9 protein-coding genes are annotated in these 12,019 nt (G+C 70.5%); 5 read left to right on the top strand and 4 right to left on the bottom strand.

Annotation, left to right across the window (positions count from 1 at the left end):
- Positions 1 to 15: 15 nt before the first annotated feature.
- Both J8M51_RS39750 and J8M51_RS39745 read right to left on the bottom strand, forming a co-directional pair.
- Positions 16 to 864 (bottom strand): hypothetical protein, encoded by an 849-nt coding sequence (locus tag J8M51_RS39750; RefSeq protein WP_398857832.1) that lies wholly within the window; start codon positions 862 to 864, stop codon positions 16 to 18.
- 55 nt (positions 865 to 919) lie between these two features.
- Positions 920 to 1,585, bottom strand: coding sequence for a bifunctional DNA primase/polymerase (locus J8M51_RS39745; protein ID WP_086764202.1), 666 nt, complete (start codon positions 1,583 to 1,585; stop codon positions 920 to 922).
- A 511-nt stretch (positions 1,586 to 2,096) separates the two neighbouring features.
- Between J8M51_RS39745 and J8M51_RS39740 the strand changes: the two genes are divergently transcribed.
- Both J8M51_RS39740 and J8M51_RS39735 read left to right on the top strand, forming a co-directional pair.
- Positions 2,097 to 3,620, top strand: coding sequence for a PP2C family protein-serine/threonine phosphatase (locus tag J8M51_RS39740; RefSeq protein ID WP_086764200.1), 1,524 nt, complete (start codon positions 2,097 to 2,099; stop codon positions 3,618 to 3,620).
- Between the two features lie 187 nt (positions 3,621 to 3,807).
- Positions 3,808 to 5,295, top strand: coding sequence for an aminopeptidase P family protein (locus J8M51_RS39735; RefSeq protein ID WP_398857829.1), 1,488 nt, complete (start codon positions 3,808 to 3,810; stop codon positions 5,293 to 5,295).
- Positions 5,296 to 5,482: 187 nt separating this feature from the next.
- Here J8M51_RS39735 and J8M51_RS39730 read toward each other — a convergent pair whose 3' ends face one another.
- Complete coding sequence (locus J8M51_RS39730; RefSeq protein ID WP_086762834.1) at positions 5,483 to 6,319, bottom strand: triphosphoribosyl-dephospho-CoA synthase; 837 nt, start codon at positions 6,317 to 6,319, stop codon at positions 5,483 to 5,485.
- A 9-nt stretch (positions 6,320 to 6,328) separates the two neighbouring features.
- Complete coding sequence (locus tag J8M51_RS39725; protein WP_179203460.1) at positions 6,329 to 7,264, bottom strand: intradiol ring-cleavage dioxygenase; 936 nt, start codon at positions 7,262 to 7,264, stop codon at positions 6,329 to 6,331.
- Between the two features lie 655 nt (positions 7,265 to 7,919).
- Here J8M51_RS39725 and fxsA point away from each other — a divergent pair.
- The 3 genes from fxsA to J8M51_RS39710 all read left to right on the top strand — a co-directional run bounded on the left by fxsA (position 7,920) and on the right by J8M51_RS39710 (position 12,019).
- Positions 7,920 to 8,117, top strand: a complete 198-nt coding sequence (gene fxsA / locus J8M51_RS39720) for an FxSxx-COOH cyclophane-containing RiPP peptide (protein WP_086762830.1) — start codon at positions 7,920 to 7,922, stop codon at positions 8,115 to 8,117.
- A 23-nt stretch (positions 8,118 to 8,140) separates the two neighbouring features.
- Complete coding sequence (locus tag J8M51_RS39715) at positions 8,141 to 10,543, top strand: FxsB family cyclophane-forming radical SAM/SPASM peptide maturase (RefSeq protein ID WP_086762828.1); 2,403 nt, start codon at positions 8,141 to 8,143, stop codon at positions 10,541 to 10,543.
- 180 nt (positions 10,544 to 10,723) lie between these two features.
- Complete coding sequence (locus J8M51_RS39710; RefSeq protein ID WP_317853007.1) at positions 10,724 to 12,019, top strand: TIR-like protein FxsC; 1,296 nt, start codon at positions 10,724 to 10,726, stop codon at positions 12,017 to 12,019.

Raw genomic sequence — 12,019 nt, 5'->3', positions numbered from 1 at the left:
CCGGCGTCAACGCCCTTACGAACGGCCTGAGTTGCTCCCTGAGCGCAGCAACAGCGGTCCGCCGCCGTCCGGAGCCGCGAACTCCGCCACAGCCGTGTACGCCCCCACTGCGCCCCGCGTACGCCCCCTCGGGGTCTCACACACCCCGGGCTCGTCGTGCGCACCCACGGCGCAGTGCATCCGTACGGTGCGTCCACCGGGCGCCATCATGCTGAGGACCGAGCTCAACTCCCGCCCGGTGGCGTTGCGGTAGTAGGTGCGGGCCCAGGTCTGCTCGCCCTGGGTGAGGACACACGTCTGCGCCTCGATGCCGTCGGGGGAGGTGAGTTCGGGACCGCAGCGGGCGGCGGTGGCGAGCCCGAGACCGAGCAGACGTGACGAGCCGTCGGAGTCGCCCCTCGCACCGTCGCCGTCCCCGGCGTCGGCCGCGTCCCCGGCGTCGGAGCGGTCCGAGGCCTCGGTGCCGTCCGCCGCCTTGTCGTTCCGGTCGCCCGCCCCGGCCGTCCCGCCCGCCTTCGGGTCGGCGCGCCCGGCGGAGCCGGAGGAGTTCTCGACGTCCCCGCCGGACCCGTCCGTGCCCCCGGCGCCGCCGCCGAGACCGGTGGCGTCGCCGAGGCGCCCGGCGGCACGGTCGAGTTCGGAGGTGAGCGCTCGTTCGGATGTGTGTACGTCGCCGAGCGGACCGGCGGACGCGGCGAGGGGCAGGCCCAGCGCGACCGCGACCGCGACGGTCAGTCCCGCGAGGCGGAGCCGGCGTGGGTCCGGCCCGCCGCGCGCCGGGTCGGATGCTCTACGGCTCCGGGGTGGAGGAGCGCTGTGACGGCCGCGCGACGGGGCCCCGTGGCCCCCGGGAAGACGCTGCATATGCGGAACATAACGACCGACCGGGGGCGCCCGGCCCCGCGCGCGCCGGGCGGGCTCAGAACTCGGGCGCGCTCACACCCGTACGAGTGAGGGCGTCGACGACCGCGTCCACGACCGCCTCGACATCGGGCACCCAGGGGGCGGCCGAACCGGGCAGCGGTGCTCGCTCCCAGCGGATCTGGCCGTGACCGGTCTCGGAGGGGGGCAGGGCCAGATACCCGCCCTCGCTGTGGAAGCGGAGGGAACCGGGGACGAAGTCCTTGGCGTACAGCAGCTCGCCCAACTGCTCCATGGAGTACGGCGCGACAAGGATCGCCCAGCGGTGCGGGGCCGCGACCACGGGGCCGAGGCGCATACCGGAGCGGTCGAGAGCCGCGAGGGCGCGGGAGGCGGCCAGGGCCGGCAGGCTCACCGCGCAGGGGGCCGTACCACCGGTGGTCAGCACGATCGGTGCCGTCGGCCGGTTCGTCCACCACCAGCGGACCATGCGCTCGTCCGTGGTGGCGGCGAGCAGCGGCGGGTCGAAGGGGTGAGCGCCGGGCACCACGCACTCCGGGTCCGGGCAGCCGCAGCGGGCACGCCCCTGCGGGTCCGGCGCCACCCCCGGGAGTACGGGCCACTGCCATTCCGTCGCGAACGTCAGGGCCTGCTCAAGAAGCTCGGGCCTCCCGCCGTTGCGCTTGGACAGGAGCCTGCGTCGCTTTCCGGGGATCTCGCGCATGAGCGCTCGTCCTTTCCGTTGCACGCATGGCAACACCGTGGGTCACATCACAACATGTGTCGTTCACTGCACTGTGCGTACCTGCTGGCGCATCACACCCCTGTCGCGGACAAGGGGAACTCCTGTGGGCCGAGCTCGGTTACGTCCGCGTCCATCGCTTGCGTCGACTTGCGTCTGTCAAAAGCATGGGCATGGCGTAGGGGTGGCGGCGCCTGGCGTTTTGCTGTCCCGCGTGTGCTCGCCGCCTCCGCCACGGGAGGATGGGGCTCGGTCGTCGGTGGATAGGACGCCCGGTTCCGTCGCCAGGTTCCGTGGCCTCCGCCACTCCTGGCCTTCACCGAGTACGTACCCATCACGACCGCTGTGACGCTCTGTTGAACAAGGCCAGTCGACCTCAATACACCGTTCACCACAACACTTTTTGGCCAACTTTGCTTTTTCCAAAGGACTGGACAAGAAGTTGACACATGTCCAACAGGGCCTCACGGACACCAGATATCCCAGCAGGACAATGCTGGACATCCCCTCACGAGTGCGTGTACATGTGGAGACACTGCTAGCGGCGCAGAATGACATGGGGGTTTGCGATGCTTTTGAGCAATACGCACCGGTCGGAAAGCCGGACACCATGAACGCCCCTCACCCTCCGAAAGTGGCTGGAATCGATTCAACGGTTCCCTCCCCCGCACACACTGTCGCGCCCGCGCCCGCCGCCCCGGGTACCCCATCGGCCCCTCCCGCCACAGGACCGGGCACCGCTCCCGGGGCCGTTCTGCAGGACAGACTCGCGGGCTGGGTCTCGGACCTCACGACCCTGCACGAACTCACCGAACGTCTGGCCCGCACGGACTCACTCGACAGCGCCCTGGAGGAGACCCTGCACGCCGGAGCCGCTCTCGTCGGCGCCCGCCGCGGCCTCCTCGTCCTCGAACCGGGCGACGGACTCGGCCCGGACACCACCATCGGCCTCGGCCTCGGCCGCGCCGACCTCGGGCACATCGAGACCGTGCCGCGCAGCTCGCTGCCGTACGGCCGCATCCTCGACGGGCTGCCGGGCGGCGACGGCGAGATCGCGCAGCCCGACCTGTTCGCCGAGGACGGACTCGACCCCCGCCACCGCGAGGTCGCCGCCCGGCTCGGCTACGCGGCGAGCTACGCGCTCCCCGTGTCCGCGGAGGGAGCCGGCCGCCTCGGCGCCGCGGTCTGGCTGTACGACGAGCCCGCGGAACCGGTCGAGCGGCAGCGGCATCTCGTCGGGCTGTACACGCGGTACGCCGCCGAGCATCTGGCGCGGCTCGTCGAGGTCGAGCGCACGCGCGCGTGCATGGCGACCATCGCCGAGGAACTGCTGCCCTCCCGGCTGCCCCGCGTCGCCGGCGTCCAGCTCGCCGCCCGACACCGCACCGGGCCGCGCGGCGGCGGCGACTGGTACGACGCGCTGCCGCTGCCGGACGCCGCGCTCGGCCTCGCGGTCGGCTCGGTCACGGGGTCGGGGGCCAGCGCGATCGCCGCGATGGGACGGCTGCGGGCCTCGCTGCGGGCGTACGCCGTGATGGAGGGGGAGGACCCCGTCGCCGTCCTCTCCGACCTGGAACTGCTGCTCCGGCTGACCGAACCCGCCCGCTCCGCCACCGCGCTCTTCGCCTACGTCGAGCCCGCGCTGCGCAAGATCACGCTGGCCGGGGCCGGGCACAGTCCGCCGCTGGTGATCGGCGAGCGGCGCACCGAGTTCGTGGAGACGTCCCTGTCGGCGCCGCTCGGCATGCTCGCCTGCTGGGAGGCACCGAGCGTGGAGCTGACCGCCGCACCAGGAGAAACCGTCCTGCTGTACACCGACGGCCTCCTCCAGCGCACGGGCGACCCCGTCGACCGCGCCTTCGCCCGCCTCCACGCGGCCGCCGCCGGTGTCCCCCGGGCCCTGCGCACCGACCCGGGCGCGATCGCCGACCACATCCTGCGCACCGTCCTGCCGGACCACCTCGACGAGGCCGACGGCACGGAGGACGTGGTGCTGCTGGCGGCGCGGTTCGAGTAGCGACGGGGTGCGGGCTCGGGGCCTGTGCGGCGAGCGGGCTCGGGGCGCCCGTGCGGCGAGTGGACCGCTGACTCGCGGCTGCTTCCCGTAAGGGTTCGGTGACCCGTCGTAAGAGGTGTTTCGGGGCACCGGGGTCTCCTTCGGTACGACCGTACGATGGACGAGGTCCAGTGCCGTACCTAGGAGGATGACCGTGGCGGACGAGCTCGAGCCGGCGATCCCGGAGACCGAGGCGACCGAAGCCGAGGAGCCGATCAAGCAGCGCAAGAACGGCCTGTACCCGGGCGTGTCCGACGAGCTGGCCGAGAACATGAAGTCGGGCTGGGCCGACACCGAACTGCACGGTCTGGAGCCGATCGCCCAGGCCGCCGAGACCGCCGCCCGCCGCGCCGCGCTCTCCGCGCGCTTCCCGGGCGACCGTCTGGTGATCCCCTCGGGCAACCTCAAGACCCGCTCGAACGACACGGAGTACCCCTTCCGGGCGTCGGTCGAGTACGCGTACCTCACCGGCAACCAGACGGAGGACGGTGTCCTCGTCCTGGAGCCGACCGGCGCCGAGGGCCACGAGGCGACGATCTATCTGCTGCCGCGCTCCGACCGGGAGAACGGCGAGTTCTGGCTCTCCGGCCAGGGCGAGCTGTGGGTCGGCCGTCGCCACTCGCTCACCGAGTCGGCCCAGCTGTACGGCATTCCCGCCGCCGACGTGCGCGAACTCGCCGACAAGCTGCGCGAGGCCACCGGCCCGGTGCGGGTCGTCCGCGGGTACGACGCCGGCGTCGAGGCGGCCCTCACCGACAAGATCACCGCCGAGCGCGACACCGAGCTGCGGGTCTTCCTCTCCGAGGCACGGCTGGTCAAGGACGCGTTCGAGATCGGCGAGCTGCAGAAGGCGGTCGACTCGACCGTGCGCGGCTTCGAGGACGTCGTACGCGTGCTGGACAAGGCCGAGGCCACGTCGGAGCGCTATATCGAGGGAACGTTCTTTTTGCGTGCCCGCGTCGAGGGCAACGATGTCGGCTACGGCTCCATCTGCGCCGCCGGCCCGCACGCCACCACGCTGCACTGGGTCCGCAACGACGGCCCCGTCCGCTCCGGCGACCTGCTCCTGCTGGACGCGGGCGTCGAGACGCACACGTACTACACGGCCGACGTCACCCGCACCCTGCCGGTCAACGGCACGTTCAGTGAGATCCAGAAGAAGATCTACGACGCGGTGTACGACTCCCAGGAGGCCGGTATCGCCGCCGTGCGGCCCGGTGGCAAGTACCGCGACTTCCACGACGCGGCGCAGCATGTGCTGGCCGAGCGGCTGGTCGAGTGGGGGCTCGTCGAGGGCCCCGTGGAGCGGGTCCTGGAGCTGGGGCTCCAGCGCCGCTGGACCCTGCACGGCACGGGTCACATGCTCGGCATGGACGTCCACGACTGCGCCGCCGCGCGTGTGGAGGCGTATGTCGACGGGACGTTGGAGCCGGGGATGGTGCTGACCGTGGAGCCCGGCCTCTACTTCCAGGCCGACGATCTCACCGTGCCCGAGGAGTACCGGGGCATCGGTGTGCGGATCGAGGACGACATCCTGGTGACGGAGGAGGGCAACCGCAACCTCAGCGCGGGACTGCCGCGCGGCTCCGCCGAGGTCGAGCGGTGGATGGGTTCTTTGAGGGGTGCGCTGGGCTGAGGCGGGGCGGGTTGTTCGGCCGCGGGTGAGTGGGGGTTGCTCGCGCAGCTCCCCGCGCCCCTGAAAGAGGCCTGCGGCCCTTTCGGGACGAAAAGCATGGGGCGCAGCCCCTGCTTTTCAGGGGCGCGGGGAACTGCGCGAGAAGCCCCACCCACCCGCACCCGCCGACGAACCCCGCACCCCCGAGCTATGAGGCGACCAACACCCGAGAGGTGACCGGGAGCGCGTCCACGAACAGCGCGCCCGCCAGCAGCGATCCACTGCCCCGGGGACTCCACCCCCGCTCCTGCACCTCCGTGTCGAGCGCGGTCAGCGCCTCCCGCCCCGCGTCCGTGGTCGTACCGCCCGCGTCGATCACGGCGCGGGCTCCGGCCTGCACCGTCCGCAGCCCATGCGGACCGGCCGTGTAGAGCAACTCGGTGTCCTGGAGCGTGGACATGACCGTCAGCAGCGCGTCGAGGCGGGCGTAGGGCTCGGGGGTGCCGGAGGTGCGGGCCTTGGCGAGGACGTCCAACGCCCGGCGTACATGGGGGAATCCGGCGCGGGCCTCGCCACGGGCGCCGGCCGCGCCGTACTTGGCGGAGACCGACGACCCCCGAGAGGGGCGCCGGGGCGCGCGCCGGTCGGGATGTGCGGCGATCTTCTTGGCGGTGGCGGCGAGTTCACGCCCGCGTGCGCCGGGTTCCATGGCCGCCGCGGCGACCAGGAGGCCCAACACCCAGGTGGCACCCCGGTGTCCGCCGCCGGCGCGTTGCATGGAGTGTTCGGTGCAGCGCCCGATCGCACCGAGTTCGGCGCGGAGTTCGGGTGTCGCCGCACCGTTGCGACGGGCGCAGGCCGCCATCGCGGCGAGGCCGGGCACCAAGGCCTTGGCCGACCAGCGCAGGGCACGGTGGTCCTGGCGGGTGACGCGGGCGCCGAGATCACGCGGGTCGGGCAGGCCGGGCTTGGGCGTCAGTTCCAACTGCCGGGTGAGCGCGGCCACCGCGGCCCGCGCCAGCGTCTCGTCCTCGCGGCTGCTCATGGGCGAACCCTACGAGGCCGACGTGGAGTCGGTGGCGGTGTCGGCGTCGGTCGGGGGTTCGCCCGACGGGGGAGTGCCGCCCTCGCCACCGCCACCGCCGCCGCCCGCGCCGGTGTTCTCGGCGTCGGGGTCGATGCCGAGGGTGAGGAAGCCCTTGTAACCGCGGGCCGGGTTGGCCTTCTTCACGGCCTTGAGGGTGAGCAGACCGCTGGAGGCGCCGCCGCCGTCGTAGACCATGTCGTCGTCGAGGATGGTGTAGCTGCCGCTGTGCCGGGAGTAGGGCTCCAGGGTGAAGACCTCTTGGGCGATGTCGTCGTCGAAGAAGAACTGGCCGGTGTAGTTGACCTTGCCGCCCTCGTAGGTGCCGTCCTCCTTCTCACCGCCGGTGTGGACCTTCACGTGGATGTGGCAGGTGCGGGGGGTGTACCAACCGGGGAAGATGGTCTCGAACTTGACCACCCCGTTCGTGTTCGCGATCTGGTAACCGCGGAGGTAGGTGGCGTCGTTGGCGGTCGAGCCGTCCTCGCTCTCGGCGGGCGCCGAGCCGCCGGGGTTCGCGGTGGTGTAGCCGGAGTAGTAGCCCCAGGCGTCGCAGTGCCAGATCTCCACGGCGGCGCCGGGGACCGGGGTGCAGCCGTCGGTCGCGTCCACGACCGTGAGGCGCAGGGTCAGCGGGACACCGCTCTTGCCTTCGGTGATGTCCTTCCGGACCAGGGCGCCGTCCAGGTAGTACGGGCCCTCGGTGACACTCGACATCAGCGTCATGCACTCGCTGCTGGTGCTCGTGGCCTCCGCCGTGGCCGTCGCCTCCGCGGTGCTGGTCGCCTCGTCCGCGAACGCCGACTGATACCCGGCCACCGCCAGCCCACCGGCGGCGACCGTCCCCCCGGTCACCGCGAGAGCGCGGCGCCGGGTGATCGTTTTGCTTTTGTGGATTCCCGTCATGCCGAGGAAGTTAGGGACGCAGTCCATCAGAGGGCTGAGGTGTGGCTGTGAGGGGGCTGAGAGTGCTGGGAAGGCTGAAGCGGCGCTGCGTGGGGCGATGGGCCGTACTGCGTCACGGAAAGTGACGACTGCGACGATGTCGCACCCGGGGTCGCGCGTTGCCGCAGAGATGAGCGAGCCCTGCCCCCTTCGCCCCCTATACCCCTGGAAGGACAACTACGCCATTTGCAGTAGGAGTTGACGGCACATCGACCTGGATTCGTTAAAGGTTCGGTAAAAATCTCACAACCTGCCAAGGCCGCCTGGATCGTCATCCATCACAAGGTTGACCGAGGCCCAGCGCGATGGCCTCGGCTTTGGCTGCGCCATGGGGCGCGGGACTAACTCACTCGGGTGACGTGTCTCACGTTTATTCATCAAAGCACCGGTGGGGCGTGACATTCGAGGGAAGGTTTGGGAGCTATGGTCTGCTCGCACATCAGTGGCTCGACTGGGCCGAATGTCGCCTGCCATGTCGGCCACTTCAGCGTTTTCACGGCCTCAACAGGGTCCTCGACGGGCAGTCCCAGCCGACCAGTGTTTCAGTGAACCCCGAGGTCCAAGCCACCTTCCGTGACCGGCAGGCGCAGAAGGCCGACTGATAGATGAGGTCCGAATGAACGCATCCCTCGACGCCGCGGCCGAAGAGCCGGGAAAGCCGACCGCGATCGGCCCGGAGCGGGTTTCCCTGGTGCGCTTGGCTGCACAGAGTAACGGTGCGTTGTCGCCCGTACTCACTCGTGCCGTGTCCAACGGCGTCGAGCGGCGAGGGCCGGGCAGAGTCGCTGTCGCGGCCTTCAACTCCTCCGTCTGATCCGAGGACCAATCAGCAACCTCATGACACCTATGGGCCGACCACCCCACCCCTTACGCCAATTCGTGCTCAAAATGCACAGCCGCTGCGATCTGGCATGCGATCACTGCTACGTGTTCGAACACGCGGACCAAAGTTGGCACGGTCGGCCCATCGTGACGTCGAACGAGGTGCTCAGGGACACGGCGGAACGTATCGCCGAACACGCGAGAACCCACGCGCTGGACACCGTCCACGTGGTGTTGCACGGCGGTGAGCCGCTCCTTGCCGGTCGAGTCCGGCTGCGCAGAGCGGCCGAGGAACTCAACGCGGCGCTCGACGGTGTGTGCGCCCTGGACCTGCGCATCCACACGAACGCCGTCACGCTCGACGAACGCTTCCTGGAGCTGTTCGACGAGTTCGACATCAAGGTCGGCGTCTCCCTGGACGGCGACAAGGCCGCCAACGACCTGCACCGCCGCTATGCCAACGGGCGCAGCAGCCACGACCGGGTCCTCAGGGGCATCGACCTTCTCAACCGGCCCCGCTACCGTCACCTCTTCGCGGGCATCCTCTGCACCATCGACGTACGCAACGACCCGGTCGCCGTCTACGACGCGCTCGCCGAACTCGCCCCGCCCCGCGTCGACTTCCTCCTCCCGCACGCCACCTGGGACGAGCCGCCGCTGCGCCCGGCCGAGGACACCGACGGCACCGCCTACGCCCGTTGGCTGCTGGCGGTCCACGACCGCTGGACCGCGGACGGCCGCCCCATGGACGTACGCATCTTCGACTCGATCCTGCGGACCCTGCGCGGCGACAGCAGTCTGACCGAGTCGCTGGGTCTGGCCCCGGCCGACCTCGCCGTGATCGAGACCGACGGCACGTTCGAGCAGGCCGACTCGCTGAAGACCGCCTTCGACGGGGCGCCCGTCACCGGTATGGACGTCCACACCAACACGCTCGACCAGGTGGCCGCGCATTCCGGGCTCGTGGCCCGGCAGCAGGGGCTCGACGGACTGGCCGAGGAGTGCCGCCGCTGCCCGGTGGTGCGCTCCTGCGGGGGCGGGCTCTACGCGCACCGGTACAGAACCGGAAGCGAGTTCCTGAACCCGTCCGTGTACTGCTCCGACCTGCTGCGCCTCATCACCGACATCCGGGACCGTCACATGGCCGACCAGTCCGTCCAGCCCGCGCTCGCCGACCACCACCTCGACGAACTGGCCACCGGTCTCGGAGCCGGCGCCACGACGAGTCTGCTGGACCACCATCAGCTTGCCTTGGGACGCGAACTGCTGGGACTCGTCTGGCACGAGACACCGCACACCCGTCTGGGTGAGTCCGCCTGGAAGACACTGACCGTTCTCGACAGCACCGCGCCGGAGTCGGTGGACCGGGTCCTGTCCCATCCCTACGTACGCCCGTGGGCCCTGCGTTCCCTGCAGGGCGACGCGGACGCCGCCGAGGCGGCCATGCGCGGTGTGGCGGAGATCGCCGCGGCCGCCGCGCTGCGCGCCGGGCTGCCGGAGGCGGTTGTCGTCCCCGTGCACGACGGGATGCTGCGACTGCCGACGCTCGGGGTGCTCGCGCTGGGCGGCGGTGCCGAGCAGGCCGAGGTACGCGCGGACGCCGACGGTTTCACGGTCCGGGCCGGTGACCAGACATACACGGTGCCCTGGAAAGAGGCCGAAGTCGCGGCATGGCAGGGGAGTCGGCGGTTCGAGCTGGACGGCTGGGCCGTCGCGCTGGAGGACACCGACCCCTGGCGCGACTGCCACGGACATCCGGCGCACCCCCGGCTCACCGAGGCCGAGGCGGAGGCCTGGCGGGCCGACCTGGCGGCCGCGTGGGCGTGGATCCGCCGCGAACTGCCGCAGTACGCGCCAGGAATCGCCACGGGGCTGCGCGTGGTGACGCCTCTCCTTCCCTCAGCCGAAGGGACCGACATCAGCTCGGCCGCCCGCGACGCCTTCGGTGCCGTCGCCATCGCCCGGCCGGCCACGCCCGAAGCCCTCGCGCTGCTGCTCGTGCACGAGTTCCAGCACGTCAAGCTCGGTGCCGTACTCGACCTGACGGACCTCTACGACCCGTCCTGCGAGCAGTTGTTCTATGCGCCCTGGCGCCCTGACCCGCGTCCGCTCGAAGGTCTGCTGCAGGGCACCTACGCCCATCTGGCCGTCATCGACTTCTGGTTCGCCCGTCGGCGGTCCGCCGTCGGTGACGACGCCCGCACCGCCGAGGTCCAGTTCTCGCGCTGGCGCGACCAGACGGCCGAGGCGGTGGCGACGCTGGCGGCGTCCGGCGCGCTGACACCGAGCGGGCAGCGGTTCGTGGCGGTGATGCGGGAGACCGTGCGGGGGATGATGACGGCCGAGGTCGGCGCAGATGTCCTGGGCGAGGCCAGACGTGCGGCCGAGGAGCACCGGCTGGCCTGGCAGGCACGCTGACCGACGGGCCGCGCCTCACCTGGCAACCGCCTCGAGGATCAGTCGGGTCGCTGTCCCCGGGCGGCGCGCTCTCCGGCGGGACCTCGGCCGACGTACCGAACACTGATCGACGGGACCGCGTTCCCACGGGGCGGACACAACATCGAGCCGCATCCGTTCGCCCTGTTCCGAACAGGACTTGTGGGTTCCTACACTAGGGGCCCAGTCACGGAGCGTCGGGGGGCATACGTGCAAGGAGCTGCTCTGGGCAGAGGAGGAAGTAGCCCCTACTTCTTTCTCAGCTACGCGCACACACCGAATCACGACTCGAGCGGCACGGACCCCAATGTGTGGGTGAAGAAGCTGTACGACGGCCTGTGCGAGCACATCATGGAGCTGACCGACTTACCCAGGGGTGCCAAGGTCGGCTTTCTGGACCAGGGCATGGCGGTCGGTACCAAGTGGACCGACGAGCTGTCGGTGAATCTCGCGCGCTGCAAGGTGTTCGTACCCCTGTACTCACCGCGCTACTTCATCAGCGAGCAGTGCGGCCGGGAATGGTGGGCCTTCTCCCAGCGGCAGGTCAACCACCGTGCGCGCGGCGGCATCGCCCGGGAAAGCGCGATCATCCCGGCGTTATGGGTGCCGGTGGAACCGGCCCAAATGCCTCAGGTGGCACGGGACTTACAGTTCAACCACGCCACTTTCGGGCAGGACTACGCGGACGAGGGCTTCTACGGACTGACCAAACTGCGCTACCTCCGTGACGAGTACGAGCGGGCCGTCTACCGGCTGGCCAAGCAGATCGTGCGGGTGGCCAACGACGCCGCGCTGGACGAGGGCAAGTCCTCCAAGGACTACGAGTCGCTGCCGGCCGCGTTCGGATCGGCCGAGCATCCGCCGGAGTTCGACATCTCGGTGCTCGCCTGCACCCGTTCCGACCTGCCGCAGGGCCGCAAGCCGGACTACTACGGGGACCAGCCGCACGAATGGAACCCGTACCACCCGGAGTCCACCCTGCCGCTCGGCGACCACGCCGCCGACCTGGTGCGCACCATGGACTACAAGGTCAACGTCGGGGCCCTCGACGACAACTCCCGCATGCTCCGCCAGGAGAAGCCCAAGGCTCCGGGGCTGATGCTGCTCGACCGGTGGGCGCTCGAATCCACCAAGGGCAAGGACCTGATGGGCAAGTTGTGCGGGGAACAGCGCCCCTGGGTCAGCGTCATGATCCCGCGACACCGCAACGACATCGTGCCCGCCGAGAAGGAGCAGCACCTGGAGGAGCAGACGTACCGGACGCTGATCCCGCGGCTGGCGGACGGCGCCGGCCACTGCGCGGCCAACGGCAGCCTCAGCGATCTGGACGCCTTCGGCAGCGAACTGCAAAGGGCGGTCGCCTCGGCCGTCTTCTACTACTGGGAGCACATCGAGACCTATCCACCGGAGGGACCACCCATCAAGCCTCCACGGCTGAAGGGGCCCGACCTGAGCTAG

Source organism: Streptomyces griseiscabiei (genome assembly GCF_020010925.1).
GTDB lineage: Bacteria > Actinomycetota > Actinomycetes > Streptomycetales > Streptomycetaceae > Streptomyces > Streptomyces griseiscabiei.
Note: the sequence above shows the minus strand (reverse complement) of the source record. Positions and strands in the feature narration are given on the sequence as shown.

Bases quoted from the DNA above. Each gene is read 5' to 3' on its own strand.
- J8M51_RS39750 (WP_398857832.1), bottom strand. From the start codon at position 864: ATGCAGCGTCTTCCCGGGGGCCACGGGGCCCCGTCGCGCGGCCGTCAC.
- J8M51_RS39745 (WP_086764202.1), bottom strand. From the start codon at position 1,585: ATGCGCGAGATCCCCGGAAAGCGACGCAGGCTCCTGTCCAAGCGCAAC.
- J8M51_RS39740 (WP_086764200.1), top strand. From the start codon at position 2,097: ATGCTGGACATCCCCTCACGAGTGCGTGTACATGTGGAGACACTGCTA.
- J8M51_RS39735 (WP_398857829.1), top strand. From the start codon at position 3,808: ATGACCGTGGCGGACGAGCTCGAGCCGGCGATCCCGGAGACCGAGGCG.
- J8M51_RS39730 (WP_086762834.1), bottom strand. From the start codon at position 6,319: ATGAGCAGCCGCGAGGACGAGACGCTGGCGCGGGCCGCGGTGGCCGCG.
- J8M51_RS39725 (WP_179203460.1), bottom strand. From the start codon at position 7,264: ATGACGGGAATCCACAAAAGCAAAACGATCACCCGGCGCCGCGCTCTC.
- fxsA (WP_086762830.1), top strand. From the start codon at position 7,920: ATGAACGCATCCCTCGACGCCGCGGCCGAAGAGCCGGGAAAGCCGACC.
- J8M51_RS39715 (WP_086762828.1), top strand. From the start codon at position 8,141: ATGACACCTATGGGCCGACCACCCCACCCCTTACGCCAATTCGTGCTC.